The 16,375-nt window shown below is 45.1% G+C and carries 16 protein-coding genes, 17 tRNA genes, 2 rRNA genes, 1 pseudogene and 1 riboswitch (1 of these 37 running past the window's edge); of the genes and pseudogenes, 6 read left to right on the top strand and 30 right to left on the bottom strand.

Annotated features, from left to right (window positions below; translation table 11 throughout):
- Positions 1–25: 25 nt before the first annotated feature.
- The gene (gene queG / locus NYE20_RS04920; RefSeq protein ID WP_339184664.1) at positions 26–1,186 is read right to left on the bottom strand and encodes a tRNA epoxyqueuosine(34) reductase QueG; all 1,161 of its coding nucleotides are present in this window, start codon (positions 1,184–1,186) and stop codon (positions 26–28) included.
- Positions 1,187–1,268: 82 nt separating this feature from the next.
- On the opposite strand from queG, the gene NYE20_RS04915 reads away from it, so the two are divergent.
- A complete protein-coding gene (locus NYE20_RS04915) occupies positions 1,269–1,892 on the top strand; it encodes a B3/4 domain-containing protein (RefSeq protein WP_212082849.1) in 624 nt (207 codons plus the stop codon).
- 90 nt (positions 1,893–1,982) lie between these two features.
- On the opposite strand, the gene NYE20_RS04910 is transcribed toward NYE20_RS04915, so the two are convergent.
- A tRNA-Gly gene (locus NYE20_RS04910) sits at positions 1,983–2,056 on the bottom strand.
- A gap of 193 nt (positions 2,057–2,249) precedes the next feature.
- Between NYE20_RS04910 and NYE20_RS04905 the strand changes: the two genes are divergently transcribed.
- A complete protein-coding gene (locus NYE20_RS04905; RefSeq protein ID WP_009966860.1) occupies positions 2,250–2,450 on the top strand; it encodes a helix-turn-helix transcriptional regulator in 201 nt (66 codons plus the stop codon).
- 1 nt (position 2,451) lies between these two features.
- Positions 2,452–2,925 carry a hypothetical protein gene (locus tag NYE20_RS04900; RefSeq protein ID WP_003233453.1) on the top strand — a complete coding sequence of 158 codons (474 nt, stop codon included), beginning with the start codon at positions 2,452–2,454 and terminating at the stop codon, positions 2,923–2,925.
- 17 nt (positions 2,926–2,942) lie between these two features.
- Here the strand turns inward: NYE20_RS04900 and rpsN are convergent, their stop codons facing one another.
- The 6 genes from rpsN to NYE20_RS04870 form a co-directional block, all read right to left on the bottom strand.
- The gene (gene rpsN / locus NYE20_RS04895; protein ID WP_003233455.1) at positions 2,943–3,212 is read right to left on the bottom strand and encodes a 30S ribosomal protein S14; all 270 of its coding nucleotides are present in this window, start codon (positions 3,210–3,212) and stop codon (positions 2,943–2,945) included.
- Positions 3,213–3,323: 111 nt separating this feature from the next.
- Positions 3,324–3,860 carry a hypothetical protein gene (locus tag NYE20_RS04890; protein ID WP_032725752.1) on the bottom strand — a complete coding sequence of 179 codons (537 nt, stop codon included), beginning with the start codon at positions 3,858–3,860 and terminating at the stop codon, positions 3,324–3,326.
- A 104-nt stretch (positions 3,861–3,964) separates the two neighbouring features.
- Positions 3,965–5,095 carry an FMNH2-dependent alkanesulfonate monooxygenase gene (gene ssuD / locus NYE20_RS04885; RefSeq protein WP_003245787.1) on the bottom strand — a complete coding sequence of 377 codons (1,131 nt, stop codon included), beginning with the start codon at positions 5,093–5,095 and terminating at the stop codon, positions 3,965–3,967.
- 22 nt (positions 5,096–5,117) lie between these two features.
- The gene (locus NYE20_RS04880) at positions 5,118–5,948 is read right to left on the bottom strand and encodes an ABC transporter permease (protein ID WP_072176038.1); all 831 of its coding nucleotides are present in this window, start codon (positions 5,946–5,948) and stop codon (positions 5,118–5,120) included.
- Positions 5,945–6,943 carry an aliphatic sulfonate ABC transporter substrate-binding protein gene (locus NYE20_RS04875; protein WP_249852598.1) on the bottom strand — a complete coding sequence of 333 codons (999 nt, stop codon included), beginning with the start codon at positions 6,941–6,943 and terminating at the stop codon, positions 5,945–5,947. Before NYE20_RS04875 ends, NYE20_RS04880 begins: the two co-directional genes overlap by 4 nt.
- A gap of 17 nt (positions 6,944–6,960) precedes the next feature.
- Positions 6,961–7,728, bottom strand: a complete 768-nt coding sequence (locus NYE20_RS04870; protein WP_014479236.1) for an ABC transporter ATP-binding protein — start codon at positions 7,726–7,728, stop codon at positions 6,961–6,963.
- A gap of 406 nt (positions 7,729–8,134) precedes the next feature.
- Between NYE20_RS04870 and katA the strand changes: the two genes are divergently transcribed.
- Entirely contained in the window at positions 8,135–9,586 is a 1,452-nt protein-coding gene (gene katA, locus NYE20_RS04865) for a catalase KatA (protein ID WP_014476225.1), read from the top strand.
- A gap of 26 nt (positions 9,587–9,612) precedes the next feature.
- Here the strand turns inward: katA and senS are convergent, their stop codons facing one another.
- From senS to NYE20_RS04850, 3 genes and pseudogenes are all read right to left on the bottom strand, one after another.
- A complete protein-coding gene (senS, locus tag NYE20_RS04860; protein WP_003245192.1) occupies positions 9,613–9,810 on the bottom strand; it encodes a transcriptional regulator SenS in 198 nt (65 codons plus the stop codon).
- Positions 9,811–9,941: 131 nt separating this feature from the next.
- Complete coding sequence (gene thiC / locus NYE20_RS04855; protein WP_339184654.1) at positions 9,942–11,714, bottom strand: phosphomethylpyrimidine synthase ThiC; 1,773 nt, start codon at positions 11,712–11,714, stop codon at positions 9,942–9,944.
- Positions 11,715–11,846: 132 nt separating this feature from the next.
- Positions 11,847–11,954, bottom strand: a riboswitch (TPP riboswitch).
- Between the two features lie 69 nt (positions 11,955–12,023).
- Positions 12,024–12,703, bottom strand: a pseudogene (locus NYE20_RS04850) (Type 1 glutamine amidotransferase-like domain-containing protein).
- A 116-nt stretch (positions 12,704–12,819) separates the two neighbouring features.
- Here NYE20_RS04850 and NYE20_RS04845 point away from each other — a divergent pair.
- Positions 12,820–13,017, top strand: a complete 198-nt coding sequence (locus tag NYE20_RS04845) for a spore coat protein (RefSeq protein ID WP_250622378.1) — start codon at positions 12,820–12,822, stop codon at positions 13,015–13,017.
- 88 nt (positions 13,018–13,105) lie between these two features.
- On the opposite strand, the gene NYE20_RS04840 is transcribed toward NYE20_RS04845, so the two are convergent.
- Positions 13,106–13,309 carry a hypothetical protein gene (locus NYE20_RS04840; RefSeq protein WP_014479229.1) on the bottom strand — a complete coding sequence of 68 codons (204 nt, stop codon included), beginning with the start codon at positions 13,307–13,309 and terminating at the stop codon, positions 13,106–13,108.
- A gap of 141 nt (positions 13,310–13,450) precedes the next feature.
- On the opposite strand from NYE20_RS04840, the gene spo0M reads away from it, so the two are divergent.
- Positions 13,451–14,227, top strand: coding sequence for a sporulation control protein Spo0M (spo0M, locus tag NYE20_RS04835; RefSeq protein WP_017697518.1), 777 nt, complete (start codon positions 13,451–13,453; stop codon positions 14,225–14,227).
- A 78-nt stretch (positions 14,228–14,305) separates the two neighbouring features.
- On the opposite strand, the gene NYE20_RS04830 is transcribed toward spo0M, so the two are convergent.
- The 18 genes from NYE20_RS04830 to NYE20_RS04745 all read right to left on the bottom strand — a co-directional run.
- A tRNA-Leu gene (locus tag NYE20_RS04830) sits at positions 14,306–14,387 on the bottom strand.
- 264 nt (positions 14,388–14,651) lie between these two features.
- Positions 14,652–14,740, bottom strand: a tRNA-Leu gene (locus NYE20_RS04825).
- Positions 14,741–14,747: 7 nt separating this feature from the next.
- Positions 14,748–14,818 (bottom strand) — tRNA-Cys (locus tag NYE20_RS04820).
- Positions 14,819–14,823: 5 nt separating this feature from the next.
- Positions 14,824–14,898 (bottom strand) — tRNA-Gly (locus NYE20_RS04815).
- 49 nt (positions 14,899–14,947) lie between these two features.
- Positions 14,948–15,019, bottom strand: a tRNA-Gln gene (locus tag NYE20_RS04810).
- A 9-nt stretch (positions 15,020–15,028) separates the two neighbouring features.
- Positions 15,029–15,104 (bottom strand) — tRNA-His (locus NYE20_RS04805).
- Positions 15,105–15,128: 24 nt separating this feature from the next.
- Positions 15,129–15,202 (bottom strand) — tRNA-Trp (locus tag NYE20_RS04800).
- A gap of 5 nt (positions 15,203–15,207) precedes the next feature.
- A tRNA-Tyr gene (locus NYE20_RS04795) sits at positions 15,208–15,292 on the bottom strand.
- Between the two features lie 22 nt (positions 15,293–15,314).
- Positions 15,315–15,387, bottom strand: a tRNA-Thr gene (locus tag NYE20_RS04790).
- Between the two features lie 5 nt (positions 15,388–15,392).
- Positions 15,393–15,468 (bottom strand) — tRNA-Phe (locus NYE20_RS04785).
- A gap of 12 nt (positions 15,469–15,480) precedes the next feature.
- Positions 15,481–15,557: transfer RNA gene (locus NYE20_RS04780), tRNA-Asp, on the bottom strand.
- Between the two features lie 11 nt (positions 15,558–15,568).
- A tRNA-Met gene (locus NYE20_RS04775) sits at positions 15,569–15,645 on the bottom strand.
- Positions 15,646–15,654: 9 nt separating this feature from the next.
- Positions 15,655–15,730: transfer RNA gene (locus tag NYE20_RS04770), tRNA-Val, on the bottom strand.
- 9 nt (positions 15,731–15,739) lie between these two features.
- Positions 15,740–15,811 (bottom strand) — tRNA-Glu (locus NYE20_RS04765).
- Between the two features lie 34 nt (positions 15,812–15,845).
- Positions 15,846–15,937 (bottom strand) — tRNA-Ser (locus tag NYE20_RS04760).
- 5 nt (positions 15,938–15,942) lie between these two features.
- A tRNA-Asn gene (locus tag NYE20_RS04755) sits at positions 15,943–16,017 on the bottom strand.
- Positions 16,018–16,026: 9 nt separating this feature from the next.
- A 5S ribosomal RNA gene (gene rrf / locus NYE20_RS04750) occupies positions 16,027–16,142 on the bottom strand.
- Positions 16,143–16,253: 111 nt separating this feature from the next.
- Positions 16,254–16,375 (bottom strand): 23S ribosomal RNA (locus NYE20_RS04745) (it continues 2,806 nt past the right edge of the window).

The following is a 16,375-nucleotide window of genomic DNA, read 5'->3' as shown; positions in this document are numbered from 1 at the left end:
TTTTTCCTTCTGCTCTATACGTATGTCAGGACAAGCCTTGTTTAGTCATGCCTGAAGCTTTTAGCAACTCAATTCCTTTTTCAATTTCCAGCTTTGCCTCTTCATCCTTCTCTTTTTCCAGCGCTTTTTCAAGCTCTTCCGCGTATGCGGGGTCTCCGATTTTTCCGATTGCCCATGCGGCTGTCCCCCTGATGACAGGACGCGGATCCTTATGCATCAGTTCCGCCAATTCAGGCAGTGCGGAAGCATCCTTAAAATGCGCTAGCGCGAGAATGGCGTTTCGCTGAATCGGTTTTTTCCCGCGCCAAGAACCTGAGACATGCCCGAATTTCTCCTTAAATTCCCGATTGCTGATGGTCAAAAGCGGCTTCAATAACGGTTTGGCAATCTCAGGATCAGGCTCCATTTCCGGATGAAGATGAAAATCCTTCCCTTTATTGAGAGGGCATACCGTTTGGCACGTATCGCACCCGTACAGGCGGTTTCCGATTTTTGTCCGGAATTCATCAGGTAAAAATCCTTTTGTCTGGGTTAGAAAAGAGATGCAGCGCTGCGCATTAAGCTGCCCGGGATTAACCAGGGCTCCCGTCGGACAGGCATCCAAGCATTTCGTGCAGGACCCGCACATATCTTCAATCGGCACATCAGGCTCAAAAGGGATATTTGTGATCATTTCCGCCAAATACACATAAGAGCCATACTCGGGTGTTGTGATCATACAGTTTTTCGCACTGAATCCAATTCCGGCACGTTCCGCAACGGCGCGATCAGACAATTCACCTGTATCAACCATTGACTTCGTTCTGATATCCTCATGCTTGCTTTTTAGAAATTCCTCCAGCAGATCAAGCTTTTCCCTCAACACATCATGATAGTCTTTTCCCCAGGAAGCTCTGCAAAAAATGCCCCTGCGCTCAGTTCTCGTGCTTCTCGGCGCATCCTTCATTCTGGAAGGATATGCGAGAGCAATTGCAACTATAGATTTCGCTTTCGGCAAAAGAAGCTTCGGCGTCACCCTTTTTTCGATATCTGGCTCTTCAAAGCCGGAGAGATAGCCGAGCGATTCTTGAAGAATCAAACGGTCTTTTAAACTGTCAAAAGTATCAGCGGTCGTAAAACCAATCTTGTCCACGCCAATGCTTTTCGCGTATTCAATTAATTCTTCTTTGAGCTGATAAACGTTCATGTTTTGCACAGCCTCCTTTCTTTGTGATAAAACGATACAGCGTTTATAATAGGTTGATATCACGTAACTGGAGTGAATGCTAGTGAATATCAAACTTGATTCTGTTATTACTGAACGTGCGGCCGGCTTACATGCAGCTGCTGTCATTTATGAGAATATCGAAGTCGGCTCCTCACCGCAAATGCTGAAAGGCAGACTCCGCCTGTTTCAAGAATCCTTGTTTTTCGACTATGCGGACGGCGGTATATCCGATGAATCCTTCGTCAAGGAATGGCAGGAACTCTTTAAACAGCTTAACCCTTCATTTGAGGGAGAAACAACCCCAATGGAGGACATGCTGGTCCCGATATCCAAGGAACAATTCATGGAAAGTAAAGACTCGGCCCATGACACAATCGATTTTTTCGCATTAAAATATTCTCTGCCTATTATGATTTATGATGCCGGAAAGCTTCATGAGCCGGTCCGGATCTCATTGGGAGAAAAAGAAAACATACTGCTTTTCTCTGATGAAAACGGCATTTTTGGCGATTTCAAAAACAACGTCAACCACTATCCCGTTTCAAACGAGACTAAGAATATGCTGCAAATCATTTTTTTCCCGCCATCGATTGAGAATAGCAGCGCTGTTAACCTCTTATCATCATTAACGAAAATGTTTGAACAAATTCACGGCGGCACCCATACAGTACATTGGCTTACGTAAAAGAACACGAATGTCGTGTTCTTTTTTACATAAAAAAACGCAATACTTCGTTTATCTGAGAAACGAAACACTGCGTTAATAACGTATGTATGGAGCGGGTGATGAGAATCGAACTCACGACATCAGCTTGGAAGGCTGAGGTTTTACCACTAAACTACACCCGCATTTGTGATTGTCAGCAACAGTACCGCTCTGACTTTTTTTATATTACATGTTTATTTATTTTTCGTCAAGGGCATATAAAAATTTTGTCGAAAAAAAGTTATCTTTTTGTAAAGTTGTTAAGTTCCATTTACATAATGTTAAGTATACTATACAATATAATCAATCGAGATTGTGAAGGGGACAGACGTCATGATGAAAAATAAAGTAAAAGAGCTGAGGGCACGCTTCGGCTATTCTCAGGAAAAACTAGGAGAAACAGTCGGCGTCACAAGACAGACTGTGGCTGCTATCGAAAAAGGCGATTATGTTCCCTCACTGCTGTTAGCACTGAAAATCTGCAAAGCCTTCTCCATGAAAATGGAGGATGTCTTTTGGTTAGAGGAGGAAAACTAAGATGAGCATGAAAACAAAAGCAGCTTTTCACCTTGTGTTATTTGGCCTTGCATGCTGGACGCTGATTGCATACTTTGAAGCGTCAGAAGGAATTGCATCTTTTTTCGGCACAAAGAGCGGCGGGATGGTGTTTGAATTAAACCTCACCCCCTTTATTCTGTTTGTTGCGGCGTCTGCGGTTTATTTGTACTTACAGAAAAAAAGCTGCCCTGCCAGAAAGCAGCTTCTTCTGCCTGATGAGTTTGAAGAGCAGGATGAAAGAGAGCAGATGATGACGGCAAAAGCATGTCGCGCGTCATATATCGCTGTCTACTTCTCGCTGCCTGCCGCAGCGGTTCTTCTCATTTTTTATCCGCTATTTCAATCGCGCATTCCGTTTTTCCCTATTATTATTGTGTTTATCATCATGATCATCCAGCACCTTTCCTACGTCATCTCTTTCAAGAAAAACGAAAAAAACTCCGGCGCGCTGTAATCGGCCGGAGTTTTTTCTTACCAGCTTGCTTTTTTCACACCGGGAATCTGGCCTTTATGGGCCAGCTCCCTGAAAGCGATTCTGGACATTTTAAACTTCCTCATATATGCTCTCGGGCGCCCCGTTACCATGCAGCGGTTGTGAAGCCTTCCCGGTGCTGAATCTCTTGGCAGCTTGCTGAGTGCCTCGTAATCTCCTTTTTCCTTCAACTCGCGTCTAATACCAGCGTATTGCTCAACAAGCTGTTGGCGTTTTAACTCTTTTGCCACTTTTGATTTTTTAGCCAAGTCACATAGCCTCCCTTTAAATCGAAATTGTTACGATTTAAAATGTATCATGCACCATTCAAAAAAGCAAGCATACCGCTTTGTAAAACAGACGGCTTGAAGCCGCCCACTCTAATGATGCAATTCCACATAATACAGTAACGCATCTTGATGCTTAATGAGCTCTTTTTTATGTTCAGAGGTGTGCATTGTCTCGTCAGTCCCTCTAATACTGCTGCCGATCAAAGCAGGCTTCTCGAAAGTAATCGGTTCCGGCGATGAAATATTCTGAGTCATTTCCTGTGTTGTGCTATCGTCGCGTTTCACCGATGAATCAGCCGCTATATTTCCCTGTTTATCCACAATGCCAAAATGAATGGTGGTATGTTTATTCTTTCCTTCCCCCTCTTCATTCTCAAAATAAACAAATTGTATGGTATCGGGTTTTTCCTCTGAATAATCTGCACGAACCGGTCCAAACCTCTCAACAAGCTTTCCCTTTTGATAATGTTCGATGTACATGTCAGCTGAAGAAATACCTTCACCGATATTGACGGCTTCGGCAGTGAATGCCTGTGAAGCTGCGACATCCATTCTGTTTTTTTCAAGATCTGATATGTCCGCCGCTTTGATTTCCATCTGTTTTGAATGTCCGCATGCAGACAGCATAGCTATGAGGCAAATGACTGCCGCGCTTCTCAATGTTTTCAGAAAAAAAGCCCCCTTTTTTTGAATATCATACCATGTTCGGGGGGGCTGTATTTTAGTTAAACTCATGCATTTTTCTCTTTGACAAAATAAGTGTTTCCTACCGCTTCTCCCCTTTTGTTCTGAAGCTTTCTCGTCCGATCATTTTCAAACGGCAAAAGCGGAAATACAAGCTCTGCAAAATAATACGCTTCTTCTAAATGCGGATAGCCGGAGAATATAAACGATTCTATGCCGAGTGCCTGGTACTCCGCTATCCGGTCGGCAATCGTCTGCGGATCACCGACAAGAGCTGTTCCTGCCCCTCCTCTGACCAGGCCGATCCCCGCCCACAGATTCGGGCTGATTTCAAGCTTCGTCCGATCGCCTTGATGAAGGACGGCCATCCGCTGCTGGCCTGAAGAGTCGTAACGGCTCAAAGCTGCCTGCGCTTTGGCAATGGTGTCATCATCCAAGTGGCTGATCAAGCGCTCTGCCGCTTCCCATGCCTCTTGTTCAGTTTCACGGGCAATGACATGCAGCCTAATGCCAAATCGAACGGATCTCCCTTCTTTTGCCGCTTGCTTTTTGACTCTTTCTATTTTTTCTTTTACTTGTTCAGGCGGCTCACCCCATGTCAAGTACACGTCTGTATGCTTTGCGGCAGCTTCAATCCCAGCCTGTGACGAACCACCGAAATAGATGGGCGGATGCGGCTCTTGCTGCGGCGGGAAAAGCAGATTGCTGTTTTCCACTTTTATATGCTTTCCTTCATAGGAAACCGTTTCTCCCTGCAAAAGTCTCCGCCAAACGGTTAAAAATTCGTCTGTTGCCTCGTAGCGCTCATCATGGCTGATAAACAGGCCATCGCCTGCCAGCTCATACGGATCGCCCCCAGCCACAACGTTGATCAGCAGCCGGCCGTCTGAAATGCGGTCTAGAGTGGACGTCATTCTGGCTGCCAGAGAAGGCTGCATTAAACCAGGTCTTACCGCGACTAAAAACTTTAAGTCCTTTGTTTCTCCTGCCAGTGCCGACGCTGTAAGCCACGGGTCCTCGCACGATCTTCCCGTCGGCAGAAGAACTCCTGTATATCCCAGCCTGTCTGCCGCCTGCGCGACTTGTTTAAAGTAAAGATGATCCGCAGTCCGTCCATCACTTTCAGATCCTAAATATCTCGCGTCTCCATGAGTCGGTATAAACCAAAGAATTTCCATATTCATCTCCCCTTGATATCTTTTATCCTTCGTAGCTGTTTCTCCACTTTAACAGCTTTCGTTCAAGCAGCCTGACGAAGGAATCCGTCAGCTTTCCAACCACTGCAAAAATGATAATCCCTGCAAAGACTTTATTCGTTTGTGAAAACTGTCTCGCATCCATGATCATATAGCCGACTCCCGAGCTTGAGCCCATCAGCTCTGCCACAACGAGCCCGAGCCATGCAATGCCGAGCGATAAGCGAATGCCTAGCAATATATTGGGCAGGGCTGCCGGCAATATCACTTTGGATATCTGCTGATGCCATTTAAATTCAAGCACCCGGGCGACTTCAAACAGCTTCGCGTCAACCCCGCGGATGCCGTTAAACGTATTGATATAGACAGGAAAGAAGGCACCGAGCGCAATCAGCAAAATTTTAGATACTTCGTCAAATCCGAACCATAAAATAAACAGCGGCGTGACGGCCAGATGAGGTACGGTTCTAAGCATTTGCAACGACGGATCAAGATACAGCTCCGTCCGTTTGGAGAATCCGGCCAAAATCCCGATCATCAATCCAAGCCCTGCGCCAAGCAAAAAACCAAGCGCCGCCCGATAAATGCTGATTTGCAGATGGCCGAACAGTTCGCCGGACAAAATAAGCTCCTTAAAGGTCAGAACAATCGTAACAGGTGTAGGCAGCACTGTAGCGGACACAACTCCCAGCCCGCCGATGATCTGCCAGATGGCAATGATGACAGCGGGCAGTAAAAGCCCCTTCATCCAGCCGTATCTCTTCCTTCCGGGCTTTTTTCGCACCGCTTCCGCATTCGTTTTGGGCAGCGAGCCCGCAGCCTCTGCTTTCATCATTGGTCACCTCCTGAGGAATGTTCCTCTAATGCTTTTTTGATAAAAGTGTTATCGACAACATCCTTCACATCAATCTTCTTATCTATCGCCTTTGTTCGAAATTGAAAATCTGCTGTTTCCTGCTGCGCTTTCACAATGTCGTCACTGATGACCTCATTCAGAGGTTCAGTATTTTTCAGCACATTTTCGACGACCTTTTTATCGAGATCTTTAATGTCAGAATACAAGTCCGCTGCTTCATCCAGATGTTCCTTTTGCCATACAACGGCTTTATTAAACACCTTCAGAAAACGGACCACTTCGTCTGGATGCTCTTCTGAAAACTTTGTTCTTACTAAAGTAAAACCCGGTGAATATAAATCTGTGCTTTCTCCGTTCACAAGGATTTTTGCTCCGTGTTTCATTGTTTCTAAGGACAAGTACGGCTCCCAAATGGACCAGGCATCAACAGATCCGTTTTCAAATGCGGAAGCTGCTTCATCAGGCTGAAGCTGAATAATTGTCACATCGTTAGCTGACAACCCCACTTGATCAAGCGCTTTATACAAAAAATCAAACCCGCTGCTGCCTTTGGCGACTGCAATTTTCTTCCCCTTTAAGCCCTTAACGTCTTGAATGCCGCTGTTTCGATTGACAAGGATGCCGTTTGCTTTCAAGCCGTCCTGAGACAAACCGATTTCTTTAAAGTCAATGCCTGCCGCCTGTCCAGCGATCACAGGCGAATTACCGACTTGAGAAAAATCAAGTTTGTCTGCCGCAAGGCCTTCAAATTGGGGCGGACCGCTTTGAAACTCCACCCATTTCACTTTGATGCCTTCTTTTTCAAATGCATCTTCGAACCAGCCTTTTTCTTTTGCGATCAAAAGCGGGCTTAAGCTTTGCTGAATACCAATACGAATTTCCTTCAATTGTTTGTGGTCACCGCTGGCTCCATTTGCTCCACAGCCTGCGAGCAGAAAAATAACGGCAACCAATACAATGAGTCCTTTTTTCATTTCCGCTTCCGCCCTTTCTATATCCCTGATCCTTCTGCGTACTCCAAATCTTCTGTTTTCTCGAATTCCGACAGCACTCTCTGTCTGATCGCTTGGAAATCCGGAGTCGTCCGGTTCCGCGGATACGCCAGGTGAATGGGCATCAGCTTATGGATTTTCCCCGGTTTGGCCTTAAGGATCGCAAGCTCATTTCCTAAATAAACAGATTCATCTATATCATGAGTCACGAGAATCATCGTTGTTTTTTTCCTCCTCCATATATCCAGCAGCACGTCCTGCAGGTGTTTTCTTGTAAAAGCGTCGAGTGCACCAAACGGTTCATCTAAAAGTAGCACCTCAGGCTCCCGCAGAAGGGCCCGGGCGATGGCTACTCTTTGTGACATGCCGCCTGACAGCTCGCGCGGATATGCTTTTTCCGATCCTTTCAATCTGACAATCTCGATCAGTTCATCCACCTTTTGTTTGACTTTTGGGTCATTCAAATTCAAGTCGGCTGCAATATTCTGCTCAACAGTCAGCCAAGGAAAGAGGCGGTGTTCCTGAAAAATAAATCCTTGCTGAATACCCGGAGCTGTTACGCTGCGGCCGTTAATTTCCACACTCCCGTCATATTCAGAATCAAGCCCTGCAATAATCTTTAACAGGGTGCTTTTTCCACACCCGCTCGGTCCGATAAGCGTTAGAAATTCGCCTGGTGCGATTGATAATTCTATGTTCTCTAAGACCGTGTTTTTGCGGCCCTCTTGAACAAATGCCTTTTCTTTGATGCTGATGGTCACAGCCACTTTTATCCCTCTCTTTCTGCCAACCCCGCCTTCAAAAAAACAAAAAGGCCCCCATCTCTGTTCTTGTAGAGATGAGAGCCTTCGGCGGTCCGATCAGCTGCCCAATTGTTTTTTTGTTTGAATAACATGTTAATTCAAATTATTCCGATATGTCAACTCTTTTTTAAATACGATTTTTGATATCCTTGTTTATCACTTACTCTGCTTGTTTCGCAAATAGAGAAGGAAAAATTATTTCTCCAAAAATTATTAAGTGTCATAAAAAGCTGTTACAACAAGGTTTTTCAACACTTTCGATACTAGATATCGATTAATAGAGATAACTATTTTATAATAATTATAAAATAATATTGACTTTTTACTTAGAGATGATATTATGTTCTTATAAATTCCAAGAGGTGATAACATGAGTTCAAATAAACTGACAACTAGCTGGGGCGCTCCGGTTGGAGATAATCAAAACTCAATGACTGCCGGTTCTCGCGGACCAACTTTAATTCAAGATGTACATTTACTCGAAAAATTGGCCCATTTCAACCGAGAACGTGTTCCTGAACGTGTTGTTCACGCCAAAGGAGCAGGCGCACACGGATATTTTGAAGTGACAAACGACGTAACTAAATACACGAAAGCCGCTTTCCTTTCTGAAGTCGGCAAACGCACACCGTTGTTCATCCGTTTCTCAACAGTTGCCGGTGAACTTGGCTCTGCTGACACAGTTCGCGACCCGCGCGGATTTGCTGTTAAATTTTATACTGAAGAAGGAAACTACGACATCGTCGGCAACAATACGCCTGTATTCTTTATCCGCGATGCGATTAAGTTCCCTGATTTCATCCATACACAAAAAAGAGATCCTAAAACACACCTGAAAAACCCTACGGCTGTATGGGATTTCTGGTCACTTTCACCAGAGTCACTTCACCAAGTGACAATCCTGATGTCTGACCGCGGAATTCCTGCAACACTTCGCCACATGCACGGCTTCGGAAGCCATACATTCAAATGGACAAATGCCGAAGGCGAAGGCGTATGGATTAAATATCACTTTAAAACGGAACAAGGCGTGAAAAACCTTGATGTCAATACGGCAGCAAAAATTGCCGGTGAAAACCCTGATTACCATACAGAAGACCTTTTCAATGCAATCGAAAACGGTGATTATCCTGCATGGAAACTATATGTGCAAATCATGCCTTTAGAAGATGCAAACACGTACCGTTTCGATCCGTTTGATGTCACAAAAGTTTGGTCTCAAAAAGACTACCCGTTAATCGAGGTCGGACGCATGGTTCTAGACAGAAATCCGGAAAACTACTTTGCAGAGGTAGAACAAGCGACATTTTCACCTGGAACACTCGTGCCTGGTATTGATGTTTCACCGGATAAAATGCTTCAAGGCCGACTGTTTGCTTATCATGATGCACACCGCTACCGTGTCGGTGCAAACCATCAAGCGCTGCCAATCAACCGCGCACGCAACAAAGTAAACAATTATCAGCGTGATGGACAAATGCGCTTTGATGATAACGGCGGCGGATCTGTGTATTACGAGCCTAACAGCTTCGGCGGTCCAAAAGAGTCACCTGAGGATAAGCAAGCAGCATATCCGGTACAAGGCATCGCTGACAGCGTAAGCTACGATCACAACGATCACTACACTCAAGCCGGTGATCTGTATCGTTTAATGAGTGAAGATGAACGTACCCGCCTTGTTGAAAATATCGTTAATGCTATGAAGCCGGTAGAAAAAGAAGAAATCAAACTGCGCCAAATCGAGCACTTCTACAAAGCGGATCCTGAATACGGAAAACGCGTGGCAGAAGGCCTTGGATTGCCGATTAAAAAAGATGCTTAATGTAGAAATGCAAAAACCCGCTGTAGTCAGCGGGTTTTTTTATATTTAGTTACACATTGCGTATGCTTCTCATCAATCTTCATATAAATTTCTTCCATGAGTTCCGCGCTGTTTATAATCTCTCGTTTGTTTTTTTCAATCAGCAGCTCAAGCGGCAAAATCTGATTCCCGTAGGTTTTTCGCTTCCTGAATCGTTTTCTCCCCTTTTCTTTTTTGACTCCCATCAATAATCCCTCCTTTTTCATACAAAAAAGGCCCTTATCTAAACGATAAGAGCCTTCGGTGTTCCGATCAGCAAATACTGGAAATGGATATTAGCTATATTAAAACGCATTCCATTTCGACTGTCAATCTATTATTTATACAGCTTGCTGCCTTGATTCACAAATTCTTCAGCTTTTTCTTTCATCCCCTCTTCAATAGCATCCCATTCACTAATCTCTTTGTCCTTCGCATAATCCCGAATATCCTGTGAAATTCTCATGCTGCAAAATTTCGGACCGCACATGGAACAAAAGTGAGCGGTTTTTGCTCCTTCGGCAGGCAGTGTTTCATCATGGTATTCAAGGGCTCTCTCCGGATCAAGAGATAAATTAAACTGATCCCGCCAGCGGAATTCAAAACGGGCTTTCGATAACGCATCATCCCGGATTTGCGCTCCGGGATGCCCTTTTGCAAGGTCCGCAGCGTGCGTAGCGATCTTATATGTAATGACTCCTTCACGAACATCATCACGGTTTGGCAGCCCCAAATGCTCCTTCGGCGTTACATAACAAAGCATTGCTGTCCCATACCAACCGATCATCGCCGCTCCGATCGCTGAAGTAATATGGTCATATCCCGGCGCAATATCCGTTGTCAACGGCCCCAATGTGTAAAAAGGCGCTTCTTTACAAATGTCCATTTGTTTATCGACGTTCTCTTTGATTTTATGCATCGGAACATGTCCAGGACCCTCAATCATCACCTGAACATCATGCTTCCAGGCAATTTGCGTCAGCTCTCCAAGCGTCTCTAATTCAGCAAACTGCGCTTCGTCATTGGCATCAGCAATTGATCCGGGACGCAAACCATCCCCAAGTGAGAAAGCAATATCATACATTTTCATAATCTCACATATTTCTTCAAAATGTGTGTATAAAAAGCTTTCTTGATGATGAGCCAGACACCACTGCGCCATAATCGCTCCCCCGCGTGACACAATACCAGTTGTCCGTTTGGCAGTCAGCGGTACATACCTAAGCAAAACACCCGCGTGAATCGTAAAATAATCCACTCCCTGCTCTGCCTGCTCGATTAGCGTATCACGATAAATCTCCCACGTTAAATCCTCCGCTACGCCGTTTACTTTTTCAAGCGCCTGATAAATCGGAACAGTTCCCACAGGCACGGGGCAATTGCGGATAATCCATTCACGCGTCGTATGAATATCTTTTCCGGTAGAGAGATCCATCATCGTATCCGCTCCCCAGCGGATGGCCCACGTCATTTTTTCCACTTCTTCTTCAATGGATGACGTAACCGCTGAATTCCCGATATTCGCATTAATCTTCACATGAAAATTCCGGCCGATAATCATTGGCTCACTTTCAGGGTGATTAATGTTTGAAGGAATAATCGCCCGGCCGCTAGCTACCTCGTCTCTGACGAATTCAGGAGACACATGCTCACGAATGGCGATAAATTCCATCTCAGGTGTAATGATCCCCTTTTTTGCATAGTGCATTTGTGTGACATTTTGACCTGCCTTCGCCCTCAGCGGTTTCCGCTTTAATCCTGGGTAGCTTACGTTTGGATTTGCTTTTTTATAACCGTTATCTTCTGGTTTTATAGCCCGACCTTCATACTCTTCCACGTCACCGCGCTCTGTGATCCATTTTTGGCGGAGCGGCTTTAATCCTTCTTGAATATTAATGGTTACTTCAGGGTCCGTATACGGTCCGCTTGTATCATAGACACGCACAGGCGCGTTTTCCTCTTCGCCGAACGATCCCGTCGTCGGACTCAATAGGATCTCCCTCATCGGCACTTGGATGTCCGAAGAAGAACCCTCCACGTATACCTTCTTGCTGCCTGAAAAACTTGACATAATGGAAATGTTGGCTTGCTGCACTGAATTGTTTTGCATTACTTTTCCTTCCCCTCTCTACGTTTGAAAGGACAAAATCAAGCCCATAACCAGCACAAAAAACCGGATTCATATAAATGAACCCGGTTACAGTCAGAAAGAAACATATTATTGCCCAGCAAGACAATAACAAAAACAATTCCTCTACTTCCCCACGCTGGTACGAACCAGATCAGGTCCAAAGGGTTAAGAAGCTTACCTTCTCTCTCAGCCCGAAAGCGGGCACCCCCAGTAACTATTGATTTCGCACTCATCTTATCATAAAATCAATCTGAAAAAAAGAGGAATATAGATAATATTCAGCCAATTTCACCCTAAATATTTGACCGGCAACGGGATTTCAGCTATTTCATGTTCAGCCATCATCACCCGATATGCCTTTCCTTCCGACCTTGAACTCACAGTCTGAAACAGCTGATCATTTATGAAATGGAGAGCAGCCCCATCATCCGCTGCATAGCCACTGCATAAGAACTTGTTAGATATCAGCTGGTGGTATGCCGGTCTCCGATCCTTTTCCCCGTCATAATGGGGACAAAAGCTCCCTTGCAAAAAACCTAAACTTTTCAAACTTGTCAGCGGTCCGGCTGAATCCGTCACCCCTTCTTCAAACCAGCAGATCGCACCGGCACTTAATCCAGCTAAAACCACACCGTTCTTCCATGCTTCCCTAAGAATCTGGTCAAGCCCCCACTCTTTCCATAACACAAGTAAATTCCGCGTATTTCCCCCGCCAACATAAATCACGTCCATTTCCATAACAAAAGAAGTTAAATCTGTTGATGGCGGCTTAAACAAAGATAAGTGAGACGGCACACAATCCAGTGTTTGAAATGCATGATAAAACCGCTGGAATCTCCGCTCGCCGTCGGCAAAAAACAAATACGAGGCTGCTCTCGTTTTGATTGATTGAGGATATATTGATCGAGGGACAAATTATCCGGCTCCATCGAAAAACCCCCGCCCCCCATCGCAATAATCTGCTTCATCATCACACCCCCCAACAAAATTTGTTGCTTATTATAGCATTTTGTATAGAAGCAAGAAACAAAGCCAAATACTTTCTTATCAGGAGCTGCTATAAAAACAAAGGGGGTGGTTTCCCATTGAACAAAGTCTTTGTCCCAAAGATATTCTTGATTTGTTAACAACAATAAAAACCAGCATTAACAAATACTCTGTCGCAATAACAGAAGCCGAAAATCCCCACATCAGAATAGCATTGCATGATCAATTAGATACAACTGTTTATCTCCATGATGAACTGTCAGATCTTCTGTTAGAAAAGGGATGGCTCGGGTGAGCAATTCCAAATCAAATCGATTAGATTTATCTTACAGCAAAGACCACAAAAAGAGACGGGATCTCAAAGATGAGATGCCGTCTCTTTTTTATTGCTCCACTCTTCTTAAAGCCTCATTTACCGTTTCTTTTATAAACGCGTCTTCACCGCTTAATCGGTCTAAACTGAGATCGCCGTTTCTCAGCCTTTCGGAAATATTGTTTATATCCTCCTCTACTGTGATTTGCAGCTCACCAGCCAAAAACATTCTGTGTAATTCATCTGCAACCAAACTTTCTTTATTCACTTCCATCCACTCCTTTATTTTCAATATTATTCTTAGTCTGTCCCTAGGCCGAGACGAATAATAGGAAAAAAGTATGAATCAAACGAATCTTTTTTCCTCCTTCTTGCGTATATCTGTTGAGAAAAAAGAAAAAGGGGAAGATCTAACATGTCATTTTTTAAGAAACTTGCGGCAAGTGCCGGAATTGGAGCTGCAAAAGTAGATACAATTTTAGAAAAAGACGCATATTTTCCAGGAGAAGAAGTACAGGGAACGGTACATGTCAAAGGCGGAAAAATCGCTCAGGACATCCGTTATATCGATTTACAGCTTAGCACACGGTATGTCATTGTAAAAGACGATGAAGAGCACCGGAAATACGCTACAATTCATTCTTTCCGGGTCACTGGTTCATTTACCATACAGCCTGGTGAAGAGCATCAATTTCCGTTTACATTCACTCTGCCTCTAGATACGCCGATGACTGTAGGGAAAGTAGAGGTTGCCGTGGTGACAGACCTTGACATTCAAGGCGGTATCGATAAATCCGATCATGACCGCATTTTCGTTGAAGCGCACCCTTGGATTGAAAATGTGCTGGAAGCAATCGAAAACCTGGGCTTCCGTCTTAACGAAGCAGACTGTGAACAAGCGCCCTACTTCCGACGCCGCCTTCCGTTCGTTCAAGAATTCGAATTCGTTCCGACTTCCGGATATTATCGTCAGATGCTTGATGAATTAGAGCTCATTTTCCTTTTAGACGAAGACGGTTTGGAAATCATTTTCGAAGTCGACCGCAGGGCAAGAGGACTGCGAGGATGGCTGGAAGAGATGTATAATGACGGAGAACAGCTTGTACGCGTCCGTTTCAGCCAATCAGAGCTTGAAGATGCAGAAGAGCTTGAAGAGGTGTTAGAAGAGATCTTAGACCAATACGCTGAGTAAGTATAAAAAGGAGCCTCGGCTCCTTTTCTTTAATAAAAAATAAAAACCCGTGTCTATTAAGAAACGGGTTTTTCAGTATACCGGTGGTCGGGGTCGAACCGACACTCCAGAAGGAACACGATTTTGAGTCGTGCGCGTCTGCCAATTCCGCCACACCGGCAAGTTTTACGTCGTATCTAACCGACGAATATAACTATATCATGGATCTCATAAAGTGTCAACGTATTTCAAAAAAGTTTTTTTGGAAATAAAAATAAAAGTGTTGAAAGACTAGCTATACAGCCGCTTTATAATAGGCCTCGGAACTTAACTTGTTATGATAAAACAAAGCATTAAAAAAATGATCTACTTATGTAGATCATTAATATGATTAGTTATAATGATAAAACACAAACACCAATTCAACTTACCATGTAAGTAAAATTGGTGCCGAGGGCCGGACTTGAACCGGCACGGTAGTCACCTACCGCAGGATTTTAAGTCCTGTGTGTCTGCCAATTCCACCACCCCGGCAATAAGAAGGCGACACCCGGATTCGAACCGGGGATAAAGGTTTTGCAGACCTCTGCCTTACCACTTGGCTATGCCGCCGTAATTGGAGCGGAAGACGGGATTCGAACCCGCGACCCCCACCTTGGCAAGGTGGTGTTCTACCACTGAACTACTTCCGCATTTTAAATGGACTTAATACATTATATGCAGTTGATATAAAAAGTGAGACTGGGCTAGCTGGATTCGAACCAACGCATGACGGAGTCAAAGTCCGTTGCCTTACCGCTTGGCTATAGCCCAATGATAATATGGGGCGATTGATGGGAATCGAACCCACGAGTGCCAGAGCCACAATCTGGTGCGTTAACCACTTCGCCACAACCGCCATAATCTCAAGATGTCATAAATTTGGCAGGGGCAGTAGGAATCGAACCCACACCGGAGGTTTTGGAGACCTCTGTTCTACCGTTAAACTATGCCCCTATAAATGGTGGAGGGGGGCAGATTCGAACTGCCGAACCCTGAGGGAGCGGATTTACAGTCCGCCGCGTTTAGCCACTTCGCTACCCCTCCACATTAAATTTAGAAAAAACAGTGCCGGCAAGAGGACTTGAACCCCCAACCTACTGATTACAAGTCAGTTGCTCTACCAATTGAGCTACACCGGCATAGGTGGTGGCTCGGGACGGAATCGAACCGCCGACACACGGATTTTCAGTCCGTTGCTCTACCAACTGAGCTACCGAGCCTAAGTATTTAAATGGCGGTCCGGACGGGACTCGAACCCGCGACCTCCTGCGTGACAGGCAGGCATTCTAACCAACTGAACTACCGGACCATTTTGAAATTTGGTTGCGGGGGCAGGATTTGAACCTGCGACCTTCGGGTTATGAGCCCGACGAGCTACCGAACTGCTCCACCCCGCGATGATATAATGGTGGAGGATGACGGGCTCGAACCGCCGACCCTCTGCTTGTAAGGCAGATGCTCTCCCAGCTGAGCTAATCCTCCATCATATAATGACCCGTACGGGATTCGAACCCGTGTTACCGCCGTGAAAGGGCGGTGTCTTAACCGCTTGACCAACGGGCCCAGACTTTCAATTGTAATTATGTATAAGTATCAGTGGCGGAGAGCAAGGGATTCGAACCCTTGAGACGGAGTTGACCGCCTACACGATTTCCAATCGTGCTCCTTCGACCACTCGGACAGCTCTCCAATAATGGCTCCGCAGGTAGGATTCGAACCTACGACCGATCGGTTAACAGCCGATAGCTCTACCACTGAGCTACTGCGGAATGAAGTCTGCCTGGCGATGTCCTACTCTCACAGGGGGAAACCCCCGACTACCATCGGCGCTGAAGAGCTTAACTTCCGTGTTCGGCATGGGAACGGGTGTGACCTCTTCGCCATCATCACCAGACAATTTCAGTGACATTTAACATTATACTATGTATTCTTGAGAAAATCAAGTGTTTTTTCGAAAAACTTATTCTCTCAAAACTAGATAACAGGTGTGCCATCATTCAAAAATATGGTTAAGTCCTCGATCGATTAGTATCTGTCAGCTCCATGTGTCGCCACACTTCCACCTCAGACCTATCAACCTGATCATCTTTCAGGGATCTTACTTCCTTGCGGAATGGGAAATCTCAT

It is taken from the genome of Bacillus sp. FSL R5-0416 (genome assembly GCF_037975425.1).
GTDB classification, from domain to species: Bacteria; Bacillota; Bacilli; order Bacillales; family Bacillaceae; genus Bacillus; species Bacillus subtilis.
The sequence above is the reverse complement of the archived record's forward strand: the minus strand, read 5'-3'. Positions and strand labels throughout refer to the sequence as shown.

What these genes read in the sequence shown, in the direction of transcription:
- queG (WP_339184664.1), bottom strand. Translation starts at nt 1,186, where the DNA reads ATGAACGTTTATCAGCTCAAAGAAGAATTAATTGAATACGCGAAAAGC.
- NYE20_RS04905 (WP_009966860.1), top strand. Translation starts at nt 2,250, where the DNA reads ATGAAAAATAAAGTAAAAGAGCTGAGGGCACGCTTCGGCTATTCTCAG.
- NYE20_RS04900 (WP_003233453.1), top strand. Translation starts at nt 2,452, where the DNA reads ATGAGCATGAAAACAAAAGCAGCTTTTCACCTTGTGTTATTTGGCCTT.
- NYE20_RS04890 (WP_032725752.1), bottom strand. Translation starts at nt 3,860, where the DNA reads ATGCTGTCTGCATGCGGACATTCAAAACAGATGGAAATCAAAGCGGCG.
- ssuD (WP_003245787.1), bottom strand. Translation starts at nt 5,095, where the DNA reads ATGGAAATTCTTTGGTTTATACCGACTCATGGAGACGCGAGATATTTA.
- NYE20_RS04880 (WP_072176038.1), bottom strand. Translation starts at nt 5,948, where the DNA reads ATGATGAAAGCAGAGGCTGCGGGCTCGCTGCCCAAAACGAATGCGGAA.
- NYE20_RS04875 (WP_249852598.1), bottom strand. Translation starts at nt 6,943, where the DNA reads ATGAAAAAAGGACTCATTGTATTGGTTGCCGTTATTTTTCTGCTCGCA.
- katA (WP_014476225.1), top strand. Translation starts at nt 8,135, where the DNA reads ATGAGTTCAAATAAACTGACAACTAGCTGGGGCGCTCCGGTTGGAGAT.
- senS (WP_003245192.1), bottom strand. Translation starts at nt 9,810, where the DNA reads ATGGGAGTCAAAAAAGAAAAGGGGAGAAAACGATTCAGGAAGCGAAAA.
- thiC (WP_339184654.1), bottom strand. Translation starts at nt 11,714, where the DNA reads ATGCAAAACAATTCAGTGCAGCAAGCCAACATTTCCATTATGTCAAGT.
- NYE20_RS04840 (WP_014479229.1), bottom strand. Translation starts at nt 13,309, where the DNA reads ATGGAAGTGAATAAAGAAAGTTTGGTTGCAGATGAATTACACAGAATG.
- spo0M (WP_017697518.1), top strand. Translation starts at nt 13,451, where the DNA reads ATGTCATTTTTTAAGAAACTTGCGGCAAGTGCCGGAATTGGAGCTGCA.